Genomic DNA, 21,722 nt, shown 5'->3' with positions numbered 1-21,722 from the left:
GCCCGGTTACATTCCGAACCCGGAAGCTAAGCCTCACAGCGCCGATGGTACTGCAGGGGGGACCCTGTGGGAGAGTAGGACGCCGCCGAACAATTATTCAGAAGAAGCCCCCATCCATTCGTGGATGGGGGCTTCTTCGCGTTTCCGGCGTGTGCTGCCCTGCGCTGTCACACCTCGGGCGCAGGATGGGACCGGTAGCGAATCGTGTCCAGGAGGTGGCGGCGATGGTGGCGCAGGGGTTTGTGACCTGTCTCTGGTTCGACGGGAAGGCGGAGGAGGCGGCGAACTTCTACACGTCGGTGTTCAAGGACTCGAAGCTGGGGCGGATCGGGCACTACCCGGAGGGGGCGCCGGGGCCGGCCGGCTCGGTGATGGTGGTGGAGTTCGAGGCGAACGGGTACAAGTTCGTCGGGCTGAACGGGGGGCCGCAGTTCACCTTCAACGAGGCGGTCTCGCTCCAGGTGATGTGCGACGACCAGGACGAGGTGGACTACTACTGGGCCAAGCTCACCGAGGGCGGTGAGGAGGGTCCCTGCGGCTGGTTGAAGGACCGGTACGGGCTGTCCTGGCAGGTGATCCCGGCCGCCGCGGTGGACCTGTGGAGCGATGAGAATCCGGAGAAGGCGCAGCGGGCGTTCGAGGCGATGATGACGATGCGCAAGCTCGACCTTGCCGCTCTGCAGGCGGCATACGACGGGGTCTGATCCGAGCGGCGCGGGGAACGGCACGGCCCCACCTGGCAGGGTCCAGGTGGGGCCGGTGTGCTCGGGTGGGAGGTCAGGCGCGGGCGGCGCGGCGCTCGGCCTTCGCGGCGGCTTCGGCCTCGTCCTCGGCCTCGGCGGTCTCCAGGGTGGGGGCGGTGCCGCCGAGGTGGGTGGGGAGCCACCAGGTGTCGTCCGGGCCCTTGGGGGTGGCGGGGTACTCGCGCTGGGCGCGGTCGAGCATCTCGCTCATGGCGGCGCGCAGGCGGCGGGTGACCATCACGGGCTTGTCGGTGGGGGCGAGGACGATGGGCTCGCCGATCATGATGGTGACCGGGACGTGCCGCTTGGTGAGGGTCTTGGGGCGGCCCTTGGTCCAGAGCTGCTGGGTGCCCCAGAGGATGACGGGCAGCAGCGGGGCGCCGGAGTCGGCGGCCATCCGGGCGGCGCCGGTCTTGAACTTCTTGAGCATGAAGGAGCGGCTGATGGTCGCTTCGGGGAAGACCCCGACGACCTCGCCCTCGCGCAGGGCCTTCACGGCGGCGTCGTAGGCCGGCTGGCCGTCGGTGCGGTCGACCGGGATGTGCTTCATGCCACGCATCAGGGGGCCGGAGATGCTGTGCTTGAAAACGTCGTCCTTGGCCATGAAGCGGGTCTTGCGCTTGCCGCCGCGGAAGGCGCCCAGGCCGGCGAAGAGGAAGTCCAGGTAGCTGATGTGATTGCTGACCAGGACGGCGCCGCCGGTGGCGGGGATGTGCTCCGCGCCCTCGATCCGAATCTTCACGTCGAGCGCACGGAAGACCGTGAGCGCGGTGCGGATCACTGGCGGGTAGACGAACTCTGCCACGGGGTTGGCCCTGCTCCCTCGGGCTGCTGCCCGGTCGGTGATACAGGGAGATAATCCCCCGAAGCAATGCGGTCTGTCACGCGAGGGCGTCCCGCACGTGATGCATCCCGCACGGCGTGGGGGCGGCACGTGAGGTGGCCCACACTTGGCGGCATCGGGTGTGACGGAAACAGAGGAAGGGGCGGCATGCGGTGGAGCGGCTGACGGCGGCCGAGGTGGGGGCCGGGCTCGGGGAGCGGGCGACGCTGGTGCAGTTCTCCACGGCGTTCTGCCAGCCGTGCCGGGCGACCCGGCGGGTGCTGGCGGAGGTGGCCGCGATGGTCCCGGGGGTGGCGCACGTCGAGGTGGACGCGGAGGAGCGGCTGGAGTTGGTGCGCAGGCTGGGGGTCGTGCGTACGCCTACCGTACTGGTGCTCGATGCCGCAGGTCAGGTGGTGCGCCGGGCGGCCGGGCAGCCCCGGCGGGTGGACGTGATCGCGGCGCTCGGGGCGGTGTGTTGAGCCGGTTGGAGAACGGCGGGCGGACGGGGTCTTAAGGGAGCTGAAAGGCGAGCCGGGCAGGGTGGGGTGAAGGAGCGTCCGGGGCGAGTGGATCTGTCAAGACCGTTCAATCTCACAGCGGATCTGCCGCGCAGTCAGGTGGTCCAAGGGCTGGACTGGGGCAGGATGGGCGCAGACGGCAGTGCAGCTGTCCCGCACCCCTCCCGGCCAGGGAACAGAGGGGGTGCGAGACGCTTGGCCGGGACCGCGCAGCGCTAAGCTACTGGCCAGTAGTGACGGCTAAGCTACTGGCGAGTATGCTGCCAGGAAGTTCCGGACGGGCACGGGAAATCGCTGCCCGGAGTGGGCGTGGAGTGTGATTCCAGCCCGCTTGCACAGCCGCAGCCGCCGGACGAGACCAGTACAGGAGACAGGCCGTGAGCTTGAGGATCGTTGTCTGTGTGAAGTACGTGCCCGACGCGACCGGTGACCGTCGCTTCGCGGACGACACCACCACCGACCGGGAGGGCGTCGACGGCCTCCTTTCGGAGCTGGACGAGTACGGCGTGGAGCAGGCGCTCCGCATCGCCGAGGCTCACGGCGACGCCGAGGTGACCGTCCTCACCGTCGGCCCGGACGACGCCAAGGACGCGCTCCGCAAGGCGCTGTCGATGGGCGCCGACAAGGCCGTCCACGTGAACGACGACGACATTCACGGCACCGACGTCATCGGCACCTCGGCGATCATCGCCAAGGCGCTGGAGAAGACCGAGTTCGACCTGGTCGTCTGCGGCATGGCCTCCACCGACGGCACCATGGGTGTCCTGCCGGCCCTGCTGGCCGAGCGCCTGGGCGTTCCGCAGGCCACCCTGCTCTCCGAGGTCTCCCTCGAGGGCACCACGGTCAAGGGCCGCCGCGACGGTGACGCCGCCACCGAGCAGGTCGAGGCCGAGCTCCCCGCGGTGATCTCCGTCACCGACCAGTCGGGCGAGGCTCGCTACCCCTCCTTCAAGGGCATCATGGCCGCCAAGAAGAAGCCGGTCCAGGAGTACGACCTGGACGACCTGGGCATCGAGGCGGACGAGGTCGGCCTGGCCGGCGCCTGGACCGCGGTCGAGGCGATCGCCGCCCGCCCGGCCCGCACCGCCGGCACGATCGTCAAGGACGAGGGCGAGGGCGGCAAGGCGCTCGCTACCTTCCTCGCCGAGCAGAAGTTCATCTGACCCGTTGACGTGGTGGCTGCCCTCCCCGAGCGGTGAAGGGCAGTCAGGAGAAACAGGAGACATTGAGCAATGGGTGAGATTCTCGTCCTCGTCGACCACGCCGACGGCGTGGTCCGCAAGCCGGCCCTCGAGCTGCTGACGCTGGCCCGCCGCATCGGCGAGCCCTCCGCGGTCGTGCTCGGCGCCGGTGCCGCCGCCGCCGACATCGCCGCCAAGGCCGGCGAGTTCGGTGCGGCCAAGGTGTACGTCGCCGACGCCGCCGAGTTCGCCGACCAGCTGGTCGTCGCCAAGGTCGACGCCCTGGCCCAGATCGCCAAGGCGGCCGACGCCGCCGCCGTGCTCGTCACCTCTTCGGGTGAGGGCAAGGAGGTCGCGGCCCGCGTGGCGCTGCGCCTGGGCTCCGGCATCATCACCGACGCCGTCGACCTGGAGGCCGTCGACGGCGCCCCGGTCGCGACCCAGTCGGTCTTCGCCGCCTCCTTCCAGGTGAAGTCCAAGGTCTCGCACGGCACCCCGGTCATCACCGTGAAGCCGAACTCGACCAGCCCCGAGGCCGCCCCGGCCGCCGGTGCCGTCGAGAACGTGACCGTCGAGTTCACCGGCAAGGCCGCCAAGGTCGTCGCCCGCACCCCGCGCGTGTCCTCGGGCCGCCCGGAGCTGACCGAGGCCGCGATCGTGGTCTCCGGTGGCCGTGGTGTCGGTGCCGCCGAGGGCTTCGCCGTGGTCGAGGCGCTGGCCGACTCGCTCGGCGCGGCCGTCGGTGCCTCGCGTGCCGCCGTCGACGCCGGCTGGTACCCGCACACCAACCAGGTCGGCCAGACCGGCAAGCAGGTCTCGCCGCAGCTGTACGTCGCGGCGGGCATCTCCGGCGCGATCCAGCACCGGGCCGGCATGCAGACCTCGAAGACCATCGTGGCCATCAACAAGGACCCCGAGGCCCCGATCTTCGAGCTGGTCGACTACGGCGTGGTCGGCGACCTCTTCGAGGTGCTGCCGCAGCTGACCTCCGAGGTCAAGGCCCGCAAGGGCTGATCCACGCAGTGTGACGAAGGGCGCGGTCCGGTTTTTCCGGACCGCGCCCTTCGGTTTACCGGGGCCGCGTAGAGTCCGCAATCATGAACGGGAGTGGTGGGGGCATGGACAGGGCTGCGACGGGGCCGCTGCTGACGGCACTGGCGGGTGGGTACGGCGACGCGGCCGACGCGCTGCGGATCGACGGGCACGCGATGTCGCGCGAGCAACTGCTCGGCGCGGCCTCGGCCTTCGCGGGGCGGATCGCCGGGGCGCCGGCACTGGCGGTGCTCGCGCGGCCGAGCGCGGAGACCGTGGTGGCGGTGGTCGGTGGCCTGCTGGCGGGCGTGCCCGTGGTGCCGCTGCCGCCGGATTCCGGGCCGACCGAGCGCGGGCACATCCTCAAGGACTCGGGGGCCGCCCTGCTCGCGGGCGGCAGCGGGGACGAGGGCATCGACCCGGTGGCCGTGGACCTGGCGGCCCGCGGCGGCGGCTCGTACCGGGAGACCGCTTCGGACGGCCCGGCCTTCGTGCTCTACACCTCCGGGACCACCGGGGCGCCCAAGGGCGTGCTGATCTCCCGCTCGGCGCTGGCCGCCGGGCTGGACGGGCTCGCGGAGGCCTGGCAGTGGACGGCGGAGGACACGCTGGTGCACGGTCTGCCGCTGTTCCACGTGCACGGCCTGCTGCTCGGTGTGCTCGGCGCCCTTCGCACCGGCAGCAAGCTGGTGCACACCGGCCGGCCCACGCCCGCCGCGTACGCCGAGGCGCGCGGCAGCCTGTACTTCGGTGTGCCGACCGTGTGGTCGCGGCTGGCCGCCGACGAGAGCGCCGCGCGGGAGCTGGCGAGTGCCCGGCTGCTGGTCTCGGGCAGCGCGCCGCTGCCGGTACCGGTCTTCGAGCGGCTGGCCGCGCTCACCGGCCACCGGCCGATCGAGCGCTACGGGATGACCGAGTCACTGATCACGGTCAGCACCCGGGCCGACGGCGAGCGGCGGCCGGGCAGCGTGGGTCTGCCGCTGCCGGGCGTGCGGACCAGGCTGGTGGGCGAGGACGGGCGGCCCCTGCCGGCCGACGGCGAGACGGTCGGCGAGCTGCAGGTGAGCGGGCCGACCATGTTCGACGGCTACCTGCACCGGCCGGAGGCGACCGCCGAGGCGTGGACCGCCGACGGTTGGTTCCGGACCGGGGACGTCGCGGTGATCGGCCCGGACGGCTTCCACCGGATCGTCGGGCGGGCCTCGGTGGACCTGATCAAGAGCGGCGGCTACCGGATCGGCGCGGGCGAGGTGGAGGCCGCGCTGCGGGACCACCCGGCGGTGGCCGACGCGGCCGTGGTCGGCGCGCCCGACGCGGACCTCGGTCAGGCCGTGGTCGCGTACGTGATCGCCGACGGCGCGGTGACGGGCGAGCAGCTGACCGCCTTCGTGGCCGAGCGGCTCTCGGTGCACAAGCGCCCCCGGCGGGTGGTGCTGGTCGAGGAGCTGCCCCGGAACGCGATGGGCAAGGTACTGAAGAAGCAGCTGCTCGAGCGGCTGTGAGGCTGCCCCGGCGGTGATCGCCCGGCGTGATCCGGACGACACGCCCCAGGGCGGGTGGAATGTGCCGCACGGCCGGGAAGCGACGTTGCGGCCGGGGCCGAGGAGTGGGGACAGGCCCGGCCGGGGTACCACCTGGGTTGGCGGTGGGCGGCCGGCGTGGACGGCGCCTCGGGGGAGAGAAAGCAGGGGACATCGTGATCGTCTGGGTCAACGGCGCGTTCGGCGCGGGCAAGACGAGTGCCTGCCGCGAGCTGGTCGAGTTGCTGCCGGGCAGCCTGCTGTTCGACCCGGAGACGGTCGGCCAGGGCCTGCGGCACCTGCTGCCCGCCGACCGGATGACGCCGGTCTCGGACTTCCAGGACCTGCCGTCCTGGCGGCGGCTGGTGCCGGAGGTCGCGGCGGCGCTGCTGACCGAGGTGCCGGGCCCGCTGGTGGTGCCGATGACGCTGCTGCGGGAGGACTACCGGGACGAGATCTTCGGCGCGCTGGCCGCCCGGGGGCTTGCGGTGCACCACTTCGTGCTCGATCCCGATGAAACGATCCTGCAGGAGCGGATCGCGGCCCGGGAAGAGTGCCCGGGGGACCCAGCGGCCAGCGGACGGGTCCGGGAGTGGTGCCTGGAGCACTTGACCCAGTACCGGCTGGCCCGGCGCTGGCTGGCCCGGGACGCCGAGCTGGTGGACACCAGCGAGCTGGACGCGGCGGCCACCGCCGAGCGGCTGGCCGAGCTGGTCAAGGACGGGACGGCGCGCTGTCCGATCGTGCAGAGCGCGGACGCGACCGGGGACACCGTGGCGGCCGCCGTGCTGCTCTTCGACGAGCAGGACCGGGTGCTGCTGGTCGACCCGGTCTACAAGCCCTCCTGGGAGTTCCCCGGCGGGGTGGTCGAGCGGGGCGAGGCCCCGACCGACGCGGCGCAGCGGGAGGTCGCGGAGGAGCTCGGGCTGCGGCTGGAGACCTCGGCGCTGCGGCTGCTGGCCGTCGACTGGGAGCCCCGGACGGGACCGCGCCGGGGCGGCCTGCGGCTGGTCTACGACGGCGGGCGGCTCTCGGAGGCTGCGCTCGGCGCGCTGAGACTGCCGGCCGAGGAGCTGCGGGGCTGGCGGCTGGTGACGCTGGAGGAGGCGGGGGCGCTGCTGCCGCCCGCGCGGCTGCGGCGGCTGGGGGCGGCGTTGGAGGCGCGGGGGTGCGGCGAGCTGCGGTACCTGGAGGCCGGGCTGCCGGCGGCGGTCGGCCCGTAGGGCTTCCCCGGCGGTGGGCGTCGGGGGTGGTCGAGGAGAGGTGCGGGGCTGTGCTGAGTGCGGGGCGGGAGCTGCCGGAGCTGGTGGTGGCGGCGGAGAAGACGGCCGGGGAGCTCGGCTTCGGGAAGAGCTCGCGGCCGGAGGTGGGGCGGCTGCTGGCGGCGGTCGCGGCCTCGAAGCCGAACGGGGTGATCGCGGAGAGCGGCACCGGGGTCGGGGTCGGCACGGCGTGGCTGCACAGCGGACTGGGCGCGGGCGCCCGGCTGGTGACGGTCGAGCGGGACGCCGAGCCGGCCCGGCGGGCGGCCGAGCTGTTCGCCGAGGACGAGCGGGTGCAGGTGCTGCACGGGGACTGGCGGCTGCTGGAGCAGCACGCGCCGTTCGACGTGTTCTTCTGCGACGGCGGCGGCAAGCGGGACGACCCGCAGCGGGTGGTCGACCTGCTCGCGGTGGGCGGTGTGCTGGTCCTCGACGACTTCACGCCCTCGGCCGAGTGGCCGCCCCGGTTCGGCGGCGAGGTGGACGAGCTGCGGGTGTACTACCTGACCCACCCAGCGCTGCGGGCCGCCGAGGTGCTGACCACGCCGGGGAGTTCGGCACTGCTGGCCGTCCGGCAGGGTTAGCCCCCAGGATGGAGGCATGCCTTTCACGCTCAGCCATGCTGCTGCGGTGCTGCCGCTGATCGAGGGTGCGCGGGCGCGGGGGCCGTGGGTGGCCTCCGCGCTGGTGGCGGGGGCGTTCGCGCCGGATGTGCCGTTCTTCCTGGAGTCGGTGGTGCCGGGGACGTTCGGGCTGGGCGGGCCGGCGCACCGTTGGTGGGCGGTGCCGACGGTGGACGTGGCGGTGGCCGGGGGGTTGGTGCTGGCCTGGCACGGGCTGGTGCGGCGGCCGGTGGTCGCGTTGCTGCCGGAGCCGTGGGCGGGGGTGGCGGAGGCGGCGACCGTGGTGCGGGGTGGCTGGCGGGAGCCGGGGCGGGGCTGGTGGTTCGTGGCTTCGGCGGCGGTGGGGGCGGCGAGCCATGTGGGGTGGGACGCGTTCACGCACGGGGGTGCGGCAGGAGTCCGGCTGTTCCCCGTGCTCGGGCGGGGAGTGGCGGGGGCGCCGGTGTACGACCTGCTGCAGTACGGGACTTCGGTGGTGGGGCTCGGGTGCTTGGGCTGGCACCTTCGGGGGGTTGCTCGGGGGGAGCGGCGGGAGGTGGTGACGTTGTCGGCGCGGGCCCGGCGGGGGGTGCTGGGCGGGCTGGTGGCGGCGACGGTGGGGGGTGCAGCGGCGCGGCTGGCTCGGGGGGAGCGGGATGTTGTGGCGGAGCTGTGTTTCGGGGCGGGGGCCGGGTTGGGGGTGGGGGTGTTGGCTTATGCGCTGGGCTCGCGGGTGGTTGAGGCAAGGGAGGGGCGCGAGGGGGTGAGCGACGGCCGGAAGGTTCGGGTATGAGCCCTTCCGAGTCGCGCAGTTCCCCGCGCCCCTGGGGGCTTACGCCTGCGCGTAACGGCGGAGGAAGAGGGCCTCGGTCAGGGCCATGCGCTCCAGCTCCTGAGGGTCGACGCTCTCGTTGACCGCGTGGATCTGGGTGGTGGGCTCCTCGACGCCGATGAGGACGATCTCGGCGTCCGGGTAGAGGCTGCGGAGGGTGTTGCAGAGGGGGATGGAGCCGCCCTCGCCGGAGGCGACCATGTCGGTGCCGAAGGCCTCGCGCATGGCGGCGGCCATGGCCTCGTAGGCCGGGCCGGTGGTGTTGGCGCTGAACGGCTCGCCGCCGCTCAGACGGGTGACGGTGGCCTGGGCGCCGAACGGGACCGCTGCCTCGACGTGGGCGACCAGGGCGTCCTGAGCGGCCTTCAGCTCGGTGCCCGGCGGGATGCGCAGGCTGATCGAGGCCTTGGCGGTGGACTGGACCGAGGAGGTGGCGCCGATCACCGGCGGGGCGTCGATGCCGAGCACGGTGACGGAGGGGCGGGCCCAGAGGCGGTCGGCGACCGTGCCGGTGCCGGTGAGCGCGACGCCGTCCAGGACGCGGGCGTCGGCGCGGAACTGCTCCTCCGGGTACTCGACGCCCGTCCAGGTCTGGTCGATGGTCAGGCCCTTGACCGCGACGTCGCCGTGCTCGTCGTGGAGCGAGGCGAGCACCTTGACCAGCAGCTGGAGGGCGTCCGGGGCGGCGCCGCCGAAGGCACCGGAGTGGAGGTTGCCGGCCAGGGTGTCGATGGTGAGCTCGACCACGGTCATGCCGCGCAGCGAGGCCGTCACGGTGGGCAGGCCGGCGGCGAAGTTGCCGGTGTCGCCGATCACGATGACGTCGGCGGTGAGCAGCTCGGGGTTGGCCTCGGCGTAGCGCTCCAGGCCGCCGGTGCCCTGCTCCTCGGAGCCCTCGACGATCACCTTGAGGCCGACCGGGAAGCCGCCGTCCACCTCGCGCAGGGCGCGCAGGGCGGTCAGGTGCATCAGGATGTTGCCCTTGCAGTCGGCCGCGCCGCGCCCGTACCAGCGGCCGTCGCGCTCGGTCAGTTCGAAGGCGGGGCTCTCCCAGGCGGCCTCGTCCAGCGGGGGCTGCACGTCGTAGTGGGAGTAGAGCAGGACGGTGGGGGCGCCCTCGGGGCCGGGCAGCTCGCCGTAGACGGACTGGGTGCCGTCCGGGGTGTCGATCAGGCGGATGCCGGTGAGGCCCTCGGCGGCGAAGGCGTCGGCGACCCAGCGGGCCGCCTTCTCGCACTCCTCGACCGGGAACTGCCGGGGGTCGGCGACGGAGGGGAAGGCCACCAGTTCGGCCAGGTCGGCCTTGGCGCGCGGCATCAGGGATCGGACGGCCGCGGCCAGGGGCTGCTCGGTCATGAAACTGCTCCGAGGGGGTTGGAGGATCGGTGGTCCGATGATATGCCGCAGGGAAGGTCGTACCGGGAAGGTCCACCGGAGGGAGCGGACCGCGCCCCGGTGCGGACTGACGAAGTGGAACCTGGCGGTCCGGCCGGTGACGCCGACTAAGATTGCCAGCCGTGACTGAATCCGGCAGCTCCCTGGACCGTGACCACCTCGACGACCACACCGACCCCGCCGCCGACGCGACCGGACCGGACCCGCTCGGCGGGGTCTGGGACGTGGTCGTGGTCGGTGCCGGGCCCGCCGGGGCCTCGGCGGCGTACGCCGCGGCGGCGCAGGGGCGGCGGGTGCTGCTGCTCGACAAGGCCGAGCACCCCCGCTACAAGACCTGCGGCGGCGGCATCATCGGCCCCTCCCGGGACAGCCTCCCGCCGGACTTCAAGCTGCCCCTGCAGGACCGGGTGCACGCCGTCACCTTCGCGCTGACCGGCCGGTTCACCCGCACCCGGCGCTCGAAGCGGATGCTCTTCGGGCTGGTCAACCGGGACGAGTTCGACCTGCGCCTGGTGCAGGCCGCCGAGCAGGCGGGCGCGGTGCTGGTCACCGGAGTGACCGTCACCGGCGTCGAGCAGCAGGGCGGGGACACCCGCACCGTCTCCGTGACCACCTCGGACGGCCGGGCGGTGAGCGCCCGCGCGGTGGTCGGCGCCGACGGCTCGGCGAGCCGGGTCGGGCGGCACGTCGGGGTCACCTTCGACCAGATCGACCTCGGCCTGGAGGCCGAGATCCCGGTGCCCGAGGCCGTCTCGCGGGCCTGGGCCGGGCGGATCCACCTGGACTGGGGCCCCCTGCCGGGCAGTTACGGCTGGGTCTTCCCCAAGACCGACTCCGGCTCGCTGACGGTGGGTGTCATCTCGGCGCGCGGCGACGGCGAGCGGACCAAGCAGTACCTGGCCGACTACATCGAGCAGCTGGGCCTGGCCGGCTTCCCGGCCGCCGTGGAGTCCGGGCACCTGACGCGTTGCCGGGCCGAGGACTCGCCGCTCTCGCGCGGCCGGGTGCTGGTCGCGGGCGACGCGGCCGGGCTGCTCGAGCCGTGGACCCGCGAGGGCATCTCGTACGCGCTGCGCTCCGGGCGGCTCGCGGGCGAGTGGGCCGTGAAGGTGGCCGAGGCGAACGGCACGGCCGACGTGCGGCGCCAGGCGCTCAACTACGCCTTCGCGATCAAGGCCGGGCTCGGGGTGGAGATGCGCGCGGGCAAGGTGATGCTGAACGCCTTCGAGCGGCGGCCGTACCTGTTCCACGCCGCCGTCTGCCTGGTGACCCCCGCCTGGCGGGCCTTCGCCCGCACCACGCAGGGGCACACCACCTTTGCCCAGGTGATGCGCGACTACCGCGCCGCCCGCCGGCTGGCGGCCCTGGCGGCGCGGTAGCCGCCGGGCTGCTACGGCACCTTGCTAATCCAACGACTGGGCGTCCTTTGCGGCGTGCGACCTTGTGGGAGGCGACTGGGAAGACATCCGCGCGGCGCCCGGTCAGCTCAAGCGAGGGCGTGCGCGTTGGCGGTGAGGTGCCTGCAATGGTGACGGCTGTGCAAGCGGCGGCTCCCTGTCTGGTACAGGGGTGTGCGCTGTTGGAGGCTGAGATCGTTTTGGAGTTCCCAAGTCTCCCGTGCGTCTGAGTTCGATCAAGGCCTGTCGGATCGATGAGGTGACTGTCAGCGGTGTGTGTGAGGGTGGTGGCCGTGACAGGGAGGGGGATGGCGTGGCTGGGTCGAAGGGGAAACTCCGGCGGGCCAACGCGCCGTTCGTCTGCATCGGGCCGTCGGGTGTGACGGTCCGTGGCCGTCTCAAGGGCCTCTCAGTCGAGGACGAGGAGGTGCTGCGGCTGGTCGGCGGGCACCTGGGGGCTCTGGCGTCGAGGGACTTGAAGCTTCGCTGCGCGGACGGCCCGGACCGCGACAGTCAGAGGTGGGCCGCGCGGAAGCGCGACCTGACCGTGGAGTCGTCCTCGCGCTGGGCCGGTTCTCTCACCAAGACGACGCATGACCAGTGGGCGCTGGCCCGGCGTGGGCAGGCCGCGCACCTGGACTCGCTGGACGCGGCCATTCGGATGCTGCGCCACCGCCTGTTGCTGCCGGTCGGGCACAAGGGCACTAAACACGCACCCGGCGGCTACCGCTCCAGGCACGAGTGGTTCGCCAAGTCCCGTCGCCTCGCAGCTTTGGAGGACCGGTACACGGCTGCCCGGGCCGATCATGCGGCAGGCCGCGTGCACGTGGTGCGCGGCGGGCGGAAGCTGCTGAACACCCGGCACCATCTGGACGCCGCCACGCTCACCGCACCCGAGTGGCGGGCGCGTTGGGAGAGCGCGCGGTGGTTTCTGTCCGCTGACGGGGAATCGGGGAAGCGGTTCGGGAACGAGACGATCCGCGTCTCCCCCAGCGGCGAGGTGTCGCTCAGGCTGCCCGCCCCACTGGCGGACCTCGCCAACGCCCGGAACGGCCGGTACGTCTTGGCCGCGAGGGTGGCGTTCGCGCACCGGGGCGACGAGTGGGCCGACCGGACCGAGGGCAACCGGGCGGTTGCCTAGCGTATCCACCTGGACGCGCAGCGGGGGCGTTGGTACCTGGACGCCTCCTGGACCCGGTCCGTGGTACGGACGATGCCGATGGGGGCGGCTCGCGCGGCTGGGATGGTCAGCGTGGACACCAACGCCGACCACTTCGCCGCCTGGTACCTCGACCAGCACGGCAACCCGGTCGGCGAACCCCTCCGCTTCCCCTACGACCTCACCGGCCCCGCCACCCACCGCGACGCCCAGATTCGCCACGCCATCAGCCGGCTGCTCCACTGGGCCAAACGCTGCGGCGTGACCGCGATCGGCTTGGAGGACCTGGACTTCACCGCCGAGGCCACCCGCGAGAAACACGGCCGCCGCAAGCGCCTCCGCCAGCTGATCGTTGGCATCCCCACCGCGAGACTCCGCGCCCGACTCGTGTCTATGGCGGCCGAGCTGGACATGGTCATCGTCGCGGTGGATCCCGCCTACACGTCCCGCTGGGGCGCGCAGCATTGGCAGAAGCCGCTCACGACCCCAACCCGCACCACTAGCCGACACGATGCCGCGAGCATCGCCATCGGACGACGCGCCCTCGGACACCCGATCCGGCGACGGACGGCACCGCCCCGGCACCACCAGAGCGATGGTGGCGGGCTTCGGACCGCCCAGGCCCCACCGGGCATCCGAGGGCGTGAGGAGACCCGCCGCCCCGCCACGGACCGTGCACGCGATGCGCGCAGCCGAGCGGGGACCACGAGAACGCGGGCGACCAGCCGGGCATCCAGCACCGTTCGGGGTGCCCGCAGTGATCAGACCTGGGACCGGGACCCACTCCTGATCACTTGAATTGGAACGGTGCCGTACAGGGATGCAGGGGAATGAAATGCCCCCGGGAAAGAGAATGGGCCATTCTGTCAACAGGACTAGGCCAGGTGTGAGTTGAGTGTGCGTCAGCCGTAGAGCTCGTCGGCCAGCGGGCTGCGCGCGTACAGCACCACCCGGCCGTGCCGGACCCGGGTGACCAGCCTGGTCGCGTACAGCACGCCCAGGTGCTGGCTGACGGCGCCCGGGCTGACGCCGAGGTGGCCGGCCAGCTGGGTGGTGGAGGCGGGCTCGGCGAGCAGGGCGAGCAGCCGGGCCTTGGGGGCGCCGAGCAGCTGGGTGAGCGCCTGCGGGGTGGGCGGCAGCTGGGGGGTGGTGGCCATCGCGCCCTGGCCGCGCACCGGGTAGATGACGATCGGCAGGGAGTCGTAGCTGATCGTGGTGATCGCGCCCCGGCAGAAGAAGGTCGGGGCGAAGACCAGCCCCCGGCTGGCCACCGGGATCTCCTCGTCCTCCGGCGTCCAGTCCCGGTCGATGGTCAGCACGCCGTCGTCCCAGGAGAGGCGGTGGTCGAGGTCGGCGAAGAGCGCCGCCGCGCCGCGCTCGGCCAGGATCCGCGAGCGGTGCACGACGTCGGCGTGCAGCACCGGCCGGGCCCGCGGCCACCAGGTCGGGGCCAGGCAGTGCTCCCAGTACCCGGCCAGTGCGTCCGCGATCTCGCCGATCAGCCGGGCCGGATCGGCCAGGCCGGCGGCGAGGCGGGGCGGCAGCTCGTGGTCGTGCGGCAGGAAGGTGCGCTCCAGTTCGCCCGCCAGCAGCTCCGGCGGGAACGCGCGCACCAGGGCGAGCTCGCTCTGGAAGCTCGGGAAGGCGCTGACCGGGCGCGGGGTGAGGAAGTCCGGCACGTAGCGGTTGTTGGTCGCGACCAGCGAGCAGAGGAGCTCGGTGTCCAGCTCCTCGAACCGGGGGCGCAGCCGCTCGAACCAGGCCGTCTGCTGGGTGTACACGCCCGGGTGCTTCCACATCCGCAGGCCGAGCACGGCCTCCTGGAGCGGTGAGCAGGCGAAGGACGCGTCGGCCAGATCCGCCAACGACAGCCGGAATCGGTGCATTTCAACCCCCATGTATTAGCCGGAGCCTAAATCAATTCCGCTGTCGGTGGTTAGCCGGTGGGATCGTCACATGACCGCCATCTCCTCGGCCGAGGCCTCGGCCACTCCGTCACGCCGTCCCCGACTTCTGCACCCCGATCCGATGGTGCGCCGCCTGGCGAACATCACCATGGTCAACACCGTCGGCAACGGGCTGCTGATGACCCTCAGCGCCCTGTTCTTCACCCGGGTGCTCGGCTTCGGCGCCGCACAGGTCGGCCTCGGGCTGACCGCCGCCGGGCTCTGCGGGGTGCTCGCCTCCATCCCGGCCGGGCGGGCCGCGGACCGCTGGGGCACCCGGCGGGTGCTGATCAGCCTGGTGCTGCTCGACGGGGTCTGCACCGCCGCGTACGCCGTGGTGCACCAGTTCGCGCTCTTCGTGCTGCTCGCCTGCGTCGGCACCGCCGCCGACCGGGGCTCGTCCGCCGTCCGCAACGCGCTGTACGCCGAGGTGCTGCCCGCCGACCGGCGGGTCGCCGGGCGGGCCTACCTGCGGGTGGTCACCAACGTCGGCCTGGGCATCGGCACCGTCGTGGCCGGTCTCGCCCTGCAGGCCGACACCCGCGAGGCGTACGTGACCGCGATCGTGGCCGACGCCGTCTCCTTCGCGCTGGTCGCGGTGATGTTCGCCCGCCTGCTGCCGGGCGCCCTGGCCGTCGCCTCGGCCGCGGGGGCCCCGGCGACGGCCGGGGCGGCGCCGGCCGAGCGCGGGAACCCGGCGCTGCGGAACCTGCCGTTCGTCACGGTGACGGTGCTCAACGCCGTGCTGGGCCTGCAGTTCGCCGTGGTCGAGATCGGCGTGCCGCTGTGGATCGCCAAGTACACCGACGCGCCCCGGCTGATGGTCGCGGGCTCACTGATCGTCAACATGGTCTTCGTGGTCGCCCTCCAGGTCCGGGCCACCAAGGGCACCGAGCAGCCCGGGGCGGCGGCCCGGATCTTCGCCCGGGGCGGGCTCCTGGTCGCGCTCGCCTGCGTGGTCGAGGGCCTGGCCCACGGCCTCCCGGCCTGGGCGGCGGCCGTCCTGGTGGCCGCCGGGATCGGCTTCCAGGCGCTCGGCGAGGTCTACTCGCAGGCCGCCGGCTGGGCCCTCAGCTACGACCTCGCGGGCGAGGGTGCGCACGGTTCGTACCAGGGCGTCTTCAACGCCGGCATGTCCGCCTCGCTGATGCTCGGGCCCGCACTGGTCACCACCGTGGTGATCAGCAACGGCCTGCTCGGCTGGAGCATGCTGGCCGCCGTCTTCGCGGTGGCGGGGCTGGCGATGGGGCCCGCCGTGCGGTGGGCGCGGGGGCGGATGGCGCCCACGGTCTGAGGGCGTGGCTGATCTTCAAAAAGTGCGGTGGGGTCTGGATCGGGGCAGGTCGGACGTGTCAGAGTCCTCCCGGCGGGCGGTACCGGACCGGTGCGCTCGCCGAACCCTCGCCCGGAGACCCCTCCGGGGCCCTCACCAGCCGGAAAGCAGGCCAGCCGCGATGACCCGCGAAGTACCGCTCGTCCGCACCACCACCGCCGATGCCGTCACCACCCTGGAGCTGGACTCCCCGCACAACCGCAACGCCCTCTCCACCCGGCTGATGGCCGAGCTGACCAAGGGACTGGCGGAGGCGGCGGCCGATCCGGCCGTGCGGGCGGTGGTGCTCGGGCACACCGGCAAGGTGTTCTGCGCGGGGGCGGACCTCTCCGAGGCCACCGGCAGCGACCCGACGGTCGGCCCGCGCGGCCTGGTCGACATCCAGCGCGCGCTGGTGGACTGCCCGAAGCCCGTGATCGCCCTGGTCGACGGGCACGTCCGGGCGGGCGGGCTCGGCCTGCTCGGCGCCTGCGACCTGGTGGTGGCCGGCCCGAACTCCACCTTCGCCTTCACCGAAGTCCGCCTCGGGCTCGCCCCGGCCGTCATCTCGCTGCCGCTGCGCCCCAAGCTCACCTCGCGGGCGGTCTCCCGCTACTACCTCACCGGTGAGACCTTCGACGCCGCCGAGGCGGCCCGGATCGGCCTGATCACCGAGGCCGCCGAGGACCCGGCCGCCGCGCTGGCCGTGATCCTCGACGCGGTGCGGCTCGGCTCGCCGCAGGGCCTCGCCGAGTCCAAGCGGCTCACCAACGCCGCCGTGGTGGCCTCCTTCGAGCAGCACGCCGACTCTCTGGTCGAGCTCTCGGCCCGGCTGTTCGGCTCCCCGGAGGCCCAGGAGGGCATGCGCTCCTTCCTGGAGCGCCGCCCCGCCCCCTGGGCCGTCCAGGGCTGAGCCGGCCGGGGCCGTCAGCGCCAGCGGATCTGCGCCGACTCGCGCCAGAGGGCGAGCAGGGACTGGTCCCCCGTCACCTTGACGGCCCCTTCGGCGAGGCGGTTCCAGAGCAGCAGGTAGAGCTCGTTCGCGGTGCCGGTCAGCTCGAGGTCGGCCTCGGCGCTCTCCCGGGTGACCTGGAGCGGGCCGGGGCCGATCCGCACCAGCCAGGGCGTGGGCCCGTCGGTCGGGCGGATCAGCAGGGTGCGCTCGGTCTCGCTGCGGAGCTCGAACGCGGGGCGGGCCAGCAGACCGGCCGTCAGCTCCGCGATGCCGTCCGCGGCGAAGGCGGTGTCGACGGGGGTGACGGGCAGGCCGGCCGCCGACTCGGCGTCCACCCGGTGGATCGTCGTCTCGTGCGCCTGGCGGCGGGCCCAGAAGGCCAGCGGGGACGGCGCGTCCAGGAAGGTCCAGCACGCCAGGTCGGCGGGGGCCTGCTCCAGGGCCGCGACCAGGCCGGCGTGGCCCTCCCGGAACCACTCGAGCAGTGCGGCGTCGGCCGTCGGCGGCCGGCCCTCGGGCGCGACGGGGCCCTGGTGCCCGTGCACCAGGTAGGCGGTGGCCCAGCGGTGCACCGTGCCGGTGTGCCGCACGAGCTCGGCCAGCGTCCACTCCGGGCAGGTGGGTACGGGCGCGTCGGCGGCGGTGACGGCGATCGCGGCGGTGAACAGCTCGCCCTCGCGGCGCAGCGCGGCGAGGTGCCGGACGGTCTCCAGGGGCTCCATGGTCTGCATGGCGGCGAGTCTGCCAGGTGGGTCCGACAACCGGCAGGCGGTCGGAGGAGAGAACAGATGGACACAACCGAGAACGGAGTTGACGCAGTGACAGAACTGGCGGGGGCGGCGGTGGGCACCGGGCGGGACACCGCGGGGCCGAGCCTGTGGCGGCAGCGGGACTTCATGCTGCTGTGGGGCGGCCAGACGGTCAGTGAGGCCGGATCGGCCGTCACCGAGATCGCGCTGCCGCTGCTCGCGGTCGCCGTGCTCGGGGCGAGCACGTTCCAGGTCGGGCTGCTGAGCGCCGCCGGCACCGCGGCGTTCGCGCTGATCGCGCTGCCCGCGGGCGCGCTGGTGGACCGCGGCCGCAAGCGGCCCGTCCTGATCGGCTGCGACCTGCTGCGCCTGCTGCTGGTCGGCTCGATACCGGTGGCGGCCGCCGTCGGTGCCCTGACGATGGTCCAGCTCTACCTCGTCGCGCTCGCGGCCGGTGTGTGCACGGTGTTCTTCGACGTCGCCTACCAGAGCTACCTGCCCTCGCTGGTGCGCCCCGAGCACCTGCTGGACGCCAACGGCAAGCTCGGTGCGACCTCGGCCTTCGCCCAGCTGGGCGGGCCGAGCCTGGGCGGGGGCCTGGTCGGGGTCGTCGGCGTGGCGGGGGCGGTGACGGCCGACGCGCTCTCCTACCTGGTCTCGACCCTCGCGACCTGGGGCATCCGGGGGCGCGAGGAGCCGCCGCGCGCCCGGCGGGCGGAGGAGACCCTGCGGAGCCAGATCGCGGAGGGGCTGCGGTTCGTCCTCGGGCACCGGATCCTGCGCAAGGTCGTGGCGTGCACGGCCACCTCGAACCTGTTCAGCGGCATGGGGTGGGCGCTGTCGGTGGTCTTCCTGATCCGGGTGCTGCACGTGGCACCCGCGCTGACCGGGCTGGTCATGGCGGGCGCGGCCGTCGGCGGACTGCTCGGGGGAGTGTTCGCGGGCCGGCTCGCCCGGCGGATCGGTTCGGCGCGGATCATCTGGGTGTCGATCCTGGTGTTCGGCGCGCCGCAGGTGGTCATGGCGGCGGCCTGGCAGGGCTGGGGCGTGCTGCTGTTCCCGCTCGGCTGGGGCATCGCGTACTTCGCCGGGATGGTCTACAACGTCGCCCAGGTCAGCTACCGGCAGTCGGTGACACCACCCGAGCTGATGGGCCGGATGAACGCGGCCGTGCGCTGGATCGTCTGGGGCACCCTGCCGCTCGGCAACCTCATCGGCGGGGTGCTGGGCACGCTGGTCGGAGTGCGGCCCGTGCTCTGGGTGGCGGCCGTCGGCTCCTGGGCGGCCGGCTGGTTCGTGTTCTGCTCCCCGCTGCGCCGACTGCGCGACGTCCCGGCGGCCGAGCCGGTGTGACCTTGCTCGCCCCGGCCGCCCGCCGCCCCTGGCGGGCGGATAGCGTGGGGCGTATGCCGAACGCCCGTACGCTCCTGTCCGCCGCCCGACTCCGTGGCCGCCGCGCCGCCGGGCGGCTGGTGCACCGGGGGTGGCGCTGGGTGCAGGAGACCGGGGCGGTCTCGAACCAGAACCCCGGACCGTACCGTTTCGGCGAGTTGGGGGACGGCACCAAGCTGGCCTTCCCGATGGGGGCGGTCTTCAACGAGCAGTGGATCACCATCGGGCCGTTCTCGATCATCGGCGAGCGGGTCACCATCTCGGCGGGCTTCCTGCCGGGGCTCGACCTCGGGGACGAGCCGGTGGTGCGGATCGGCGGCGGCTGCGTGATCGGCCGGGGCAGCCACATCGTCGGCCACCAGTCGATCACCCTCGGGGACGACGTCTGGACCGGCCCGTACGTCTACATCACCGACACCGCCCACTCGTACCACGACACCGAGCTGCCGATCGGCAAGCAGTGGCCGCGCAACGAGCCGGTGGAGATCGGCGCGGGCAGCTGGATCGGCACCGGCGCCGTGATCCTCCCGGGCGCCCGGATCGGGCGCAACGTGGTGGTGGCGGCCGGGTCGGTGGTCCGCGGCGAGGTGCCCGACTTCAGCGTGGTGGCCGGCGCCCCCGCCCGCGTGGTCCGCTCCTGGGAGGAGGCCGAGGGCTGGCAGCCCCCCTTCCGCCACGAGCCGCCCCAGCCGATCCCGGACGTCACCGCCGACCAGCTCCGCGCCCTGATCGGCTGGGACCTGCGCCTGCCGGGGCAGAGCCAGGACGCCTCCTGACGCCCCGTTAATTCGGTGGCGGGGCCGGGCCTTCGCGGGTAAAGCTGCGGTCATGAGCGAGCAGACGGAGCGGTGGACGCAGGCGACGGTCTACGCGGACATGTGGGTGGACCCGGACGACGACCCGAGAGACAACGGGAACAGCCCCGAGGGCGAGCTGGCCACGCTGCAGGATTTCCTGACGAACTACCGGCACACCCTGCGGATGAAGTGCGAGGGGCTCGGCGCGGAGCAGCTGGCCCGGCGGTCGGTGCCGCCGTCGACGATGTCGCTGCTCGGGCTGGTGCGGCACCTGGCCGAGGTGGAGCGGGACTGGCACAACTGGATCACCGAGGGCGAGCCGCTGCCGAAGCTGTACGGGGTGCGGGACGGGGACTTCGACGGGGCGGTGGGGGAGCAGGCCGTGGTCGAGGCCTCGTTCGCCGACCTGGAGCGGGAGCAGGCGGCCACCGACGCCACGCTGGCCGCCTTCCCGGACCTGGGCGCACGGGTCGGCCGGCAGCAGATCACCGTGCGGGAGATGCTGGTGCACCGGATCGAGGAGTACGCCCGGCACTGCGGGCACGCCGACCTGCTGCGGGAGTGCGTCGACGGCCGGGTGGGCCAGTGACCGTCAGAAGCCCTGCCAGGCGTCGGTGACCAGGCCGACGAGGTCGGAGCGCTCCGGCTTCCAGCCGAGCTCGCGGGTGATCCGCGAGGTGTCGGCGGCGAGGTACGGGGCCTCGGCCACCGGCGGGCGGTGGTTCAGCGGGACGCGGCGGCCGGTGACCTGTTCGACCGTGGCGATGATCTCCCGCATGCTCGCCGGGGTGGCACCGACGTTGTAGACGCGCGCGCCCGGGGCCGGGGGCAGCGGTGCGGTGAGCGCCAGCGCGTAGGCGCGGGCCAGGTCCTCGACGTGGACGAAGTCGCGGACGACGCTGCCGTCGCCGTTCAGCTCGAGCGCCGGGTGGTGTCCGGCGGCGACGGCCAGGGCCCGGGGGATGATCCGGGCCTGGTCGCGGTCCTCGGTGCCGCCGACGTTGAAGCAGCGCAGGACCACCCCCTCGACCTGTCCGGCCGCCGTCCGGGCGTCGAGCTCGCGCTCGGCGGCCAGCTTGGAGGCGCCGTACGGATTGCCGGGGGCGGGTCCGGTGGTCTCGGTGATCGGCTGCCGCTCGGGTGCGCCGTAGACGGCGGCGGTGGAGCCGAGGACGAACCGCCGGACCAGGCCTTCGGCGGCGAGGGCGTCGAGCAGGGCGGTGGTGCCGCCGAGGTTGACCTCCCGGTACCGCTCGGCCTGGCCGCCCGAGTCCCGGCCGTTGGTGAGCGCGGCCAGGTGGCAGACGGCGTCCACCCCCGCCACGGCCGGGGCCAGCGCGGCGCGGTCGCGGACGTCCGCATGGTGCGTGCGCTCGACCGGCAGGCTCGGCAGGGCGGCGGTGGGCGGGCGGTGCGTCAGGGCGCGGACCTGGTGGCCGTCGGCGGCGAGCCGGCGGACGACGGCGCGGCCGACGAAGCCGTACGCGCCGGTGACCAGGACCAGCATCAGCCGAGCCGGCGGAGCGTCACCAGGGCCGCCACGCCGTCGACCCGGAGCTGGTCCTCGCCACGCTCGAGCAGGGCGGCGTCGAACTCGCCGAGCCGCAGATCGGCCGCGCCGAGCTCGGCGGTGCCCTGGAGGCAGACCAGCAGGACGCTCCCGCCGGGCGGGACGGTGACATCCCGCTGGAAGTCGGCGATCTCCACCTCGGCTCGGCAGCGGCCCCGGCGGGTCATCACGTTGAAGTCGACCACCGGGCCGCCGAGCAGGCGGCAGTCGGTGTCGGCGTCGCCGCTGAAGGCGAACGGGCGGTACGGCTTGGCGAGCTCGTGCTCGGTGCCGTCCACGGTGAGGGCCATCCCCTCGCCCCGCACCACGGTGATCACCCGGTCCACCTCGGTGAAGCGGGAGAACGGCCCGCCCTGCGCCACGTCGGCCAGGCTGACCCGCCACAGGAAGTCCGTCATCCCGGCCCCGGCCGGGAACCCGGCCACCTCCCTGGTCACCCCGCCGCCGTTCAACCACGGCGTGGCGGCCCGGCCTTCGGCCCGCAGTACCTGCACCGTCATGTGAGTGGTCCGTTCCTCGTCCGCACGTTGGAGG

20 protein-coding genes, 1 rRNA gene and 1 pseudogene are annotated in these 21,722 nt (G+C 73.4%); 16 read left to right on the top strand and 6 right to left on the bottom strand.

Annotation, left to right across the window (positions count from 1 at the left end; translation table 11 throughout):
* Window positions 1-91: ribosomal RNA gene (gene rrf / locus ABT095_RS24395) — 5S ribosomal RNA — on the top strand; the annotation flags it as partial.
* Between the two features lie 133 nt (window positions 92-224).
* Entirely contained in the window at window positions 225-704 is a 480-nt protein-coding gene (locus tag ABT095_RS24390; protein ID WP_350531603.1) for a VOC family protein, read from the top strand.
* A gap of 73 nt (window positions 705-777) precedes the next feature.
* Here ABT095_RS24390 and ABT095_RS24385 read toward each other — a convergent pair whose 3' ends face one another.
* Window positions 778-1,548 (bottom strand): lysophospholipid acyltransferase family protein, encoded by a 771-nt coding sequence (locus ABT095_RS24385; RefSeq protein WP_350531602.1) that lies wholly within the window; start codon window positions 1,546-1,548, stop codon window positions 778-780.
* A 191-nt stretch (window positions 1,549-1,739) separates the two neighbouring features.
* Between ABT095_RS24385 and ABT095_RS24380 the strand changes: the two genes are divergently transcribed.
* The 7 genes from ABT095_RS24380 (at window position 1,740) to ABT095_RS24350 (ending at window position 8,477) form a co-directional block, all read left to right on the top strand.
* Window positions 1,740-2,048: a TlpA family protein disulfide reductase gene (locus ABT095_RS24380; protein WP_350531601.1), complete on the top strand. Its 309-nt coding sequence runs from the start codon at window positions 1,740-1,742 to the stop codon at window positions 2,046-2,048.
* A 416-nt stretch (window positions 2,049-2,464) separates the two neighbouring features.
* On the top strand, window positions 2,465-3,250 hold the full coding sequence (locus ABT095_RS24375) for an electron transfer flavoprotein subunit beta/FixA family protein (protein ID WP_350531600.1): 786 nt from the start codon (window positions 2,465-2,467) through the stop codon (window positions 3,248-3,250).
* 69 nt (window positions 3,251-3,319) lie between these two features.
* Window positions 3,320-4,282 carry an electron transfer flavoprotein subunit alpha/FixB family protein gene (locus ABT095_RS24370; RefSeq protein ID WP_350531599.1) on the top strand — a complete coding sequence of 321 codons (963 nt, stop codon included), beginning with the start codon at window positions 3,320-3,322 and terminating at the stop codon, window positions 4,280-4,282.
* 104 nt (window positions 4,283-4,386) lie between these two features.
* Window positions 4,387-5,802 (top strand): acyl-CoA synthetase, encoded by a 1,416-nt coding sequence (locus ABT095_RS24365; protein WP_350531598.1) that lies wholly within the window; start codon window positions 4,387-4,389, stop codon window positions 5,800-5,802.
* A gap of 194 nt (window positions 5,803-5,996) precedes the next feature.
* Window positions 5,997-7,043, top strand: a complete 1,047-nt coding sequence (locus tag ABT095_RS24360) for an NUDIX hydrolase (RefSeq protein ID WP_350531597.1) — start codon at window positions 5,997-5,999, stop codon at window positions 7,041-7,043.
* Between the two features lie 50 nt (window positions 7,044-7,093).
* Window positions 7,094-7,666: an O-methyltransferase gene (locus tag ABT095_RS24355; RefSeq protein ID WP_350531596.1), complete on the top strand. Its 573-nt coding sequence runs from the start codon at window positions 7,094-7,096 to the stop codon at window positions 7,664-7,666.
* Window positions 7,667-7,682: 16 nt separating this feature from the next.
* Entirely contained in the window at window positions 7,683-8,477 is a 795-nt protein-coding gene (locus ABT095_RS24350; protein ID WP_350531595.1) for a DUF4184 family protein, read from the top strand.
* A gap of 39 nt (window positions 8,478-8,516) precedes the next feature.
* On the opposite strand, the gene ABT095_RS24345 is transcribed toward ABT095_RS24350, so the two are convergent.
* The gene (locus ABT095_RS24345; protein ID WP_350531594.1) at window positions 8,517-9,872 is read right to left on the bottom strand and encodes a dipeptidase; all 1,356 of its coding nucleotides are present in this window, start codon (window positions 9,870-9,872) and stop codon (window positions 8,517-8,519) included.
* 263 nt (window positions 9,873-10,135) lie between these two features.
* On the opposite strand from ABT095_RS24345, the gene ABT095_RS24340 reads away from it, so the two are divergent.
* Window positions 10,136-11,290, top strand: a complete 1,155-nt coding sequence (locus ABT095_RS24340; RefSeq protein WP_350531610.1) for a geranylgeranyl reductase family protein — start codon at window positions 10,136-10,138, stop codon at window positions 11,288-11,290.
* Window positions 11,291-11,621: 331 nt separating this feature from the next.
* A pseudogene (locus ABT095_RS24335) lies at window positions 11,622-13,265 on the top strand (IS200/IS605 family accessory protein TnpB-related protein).
* A 104-nt stretch (window positions 13,266-13,369) separates the two neighbouring features.
* Here the strand turns inward: ABT095_RS24335 and ABT095_RS24330 are convergent.
* A complete protein-coding gene (locus ABT095_RS24330) occupies window positions 13,370-14,353 on the bottom strand; it encodes an ArsR/SmtB family transcription factor (protein ID WP_350531593.1) in 984 nt (327 codons plus the stop codon).
* Between the two features lie 70 nt (window positions 14,354-14,423).
* On the opposite strand from ABT095_RS24330, the gene ABT095_RS24325 reads away from it, so the two are divergent.
* On the top strand, window positions 14,424-15,707 hold the full coding sequence (locus ABT095_RS24325; RefSeq protein ID WP_350531592.1) for an MFS transporter: 1,284 nt from the start codon (window positions 14,424-14,426) through the stop codon (window positions 15,705-15,707).
* A gap of 160 nt (window positions 15,708-15,867) precedes the next feature.
* Window positions 15,868-16,638 (top strand): enoyl-CoA hydratase family protein, encoded by a 771-nt coding sequence (locus tag ABT095_RS24320; protein WP_350531591.1) that lies wholly within the window; start codon window positions 15,868-15,870, stop codon window positions 16,636-16,638.
* A gap of 14 nt (window positions 16,639-16,652) precedes the next feature.
* Here ABT095_RS24320 and ABT095_RS24315 read toward each other — a convergent pair whose 3' ends face one another.
* The gene (locus tag ABT095_RS24315; RefSeq protein WP_350531590.1) at window positions 16,653-17,411 is read right to left on the bottom strand and encodes a maleylpyruvate isomerase family mycothiol-dependent enzyme; all 759 of its coding nucleotides are present in this window, start codon (window positions 17,409-17,411) and stop codon (window positions 16,653-16,655) included.
* Window positions 17,412-17,468: 57 nt separating this feature from the next.
* Between ABT095_RS24315 and ABT095_RS24310 the strand changes: the two genes are divergently transcribed.
* Genes ABT095_RS24310 through ABT095_RS24300 form a run of 3 tightly spaced genes read left to right on the top strand, consistent with a single transcriptional unit; the run spans window position 17,469 to window position 20,207 of the window.
* Window positions 17,469-18,782, top strand: a complete 1,314-nt coding sequence (locus ABT095_RS24310) for an MFS transporter (RefSeq protein WP_350531589.1) — start codon at window positions 17,469-17,471, stop codon at window positions 18,780-18,782.
* Between the two features lie 53 nt (window positions 18,783-18,835).
* Window positions 18,836-19,597: an acyltransferase gene (locus ABT095_RS24305; protein WP_350531588.1), complete on the top strand. Its 762-nt coding sequence runs from the start codon at window positions 18,836-18,838 to the stop codon at window positions 19,595-19,597.
* A 52-nt stretch (window positions 19,598-19,649) separates the two neighbouring features.
* Window positions 19,650-20,207 carry a DinB family protein gene (locus ABT095_RS24300; RefSeq protein ID WP_350531587.1) on the top strand — a complete coding sequence of 186 codons (558 nt, stop codon included), beginning with the start codon at window positions 19,650-19,652 and terminating at the stop codon, window positions 20,205-20,207.
* A gap of 3 nt (window positions 20,208-20,210) precedes the next feature.
* On the opposite strand, the gene ABT095_RS24295 is transcribed toward ABT095_RS24300, so the two are convergent.
* Window positions 20,211-21,125 carry an NAD-dependent epimerase/dehydratase family protein gene (locus tag ABT095_RS24295; RefSeq protein ID WP_350531586.1) on the bottom strand — a complete coding sequence of 305 codons (915 nt, stop codon included), beginning with the start codon at window positions 21,123-21,125 and terminating at the stop codon, window positions 20,211-20,213.
* Complete coding sequence (locus ABT095_RS24290) at window positions 21,125-21,688, bottom strand: HutD/Ves family protein (RefSeq protein WP_350531585.1); 564 nt, start codon at window positions 21,686-21,688, stop codon at window positions 21,125-21,127. The genes ABT095_RS24295 and ABT095_RS24290 overlap by 1 nt, the downstream gene beginning before the upstream one ends.
* Between the last annotated feature and the right edge of the window lie 34 nt (window positions 21,689-21,722).

It is taken from the genome of Kitasatospora sp. NPDC002227 (assembly GCF_040296285.1).
Lineage (GTDB): Bacteria > Actinomycetota > Actinomycetes > Streptomycetales > Streptomycetaceae > Kitasatospora.
The sequence above is the reverse complement of the archived record's forward strand: the minus strand, read 5'-3'. Positions and strand labels throughout refer to the sequence as shown.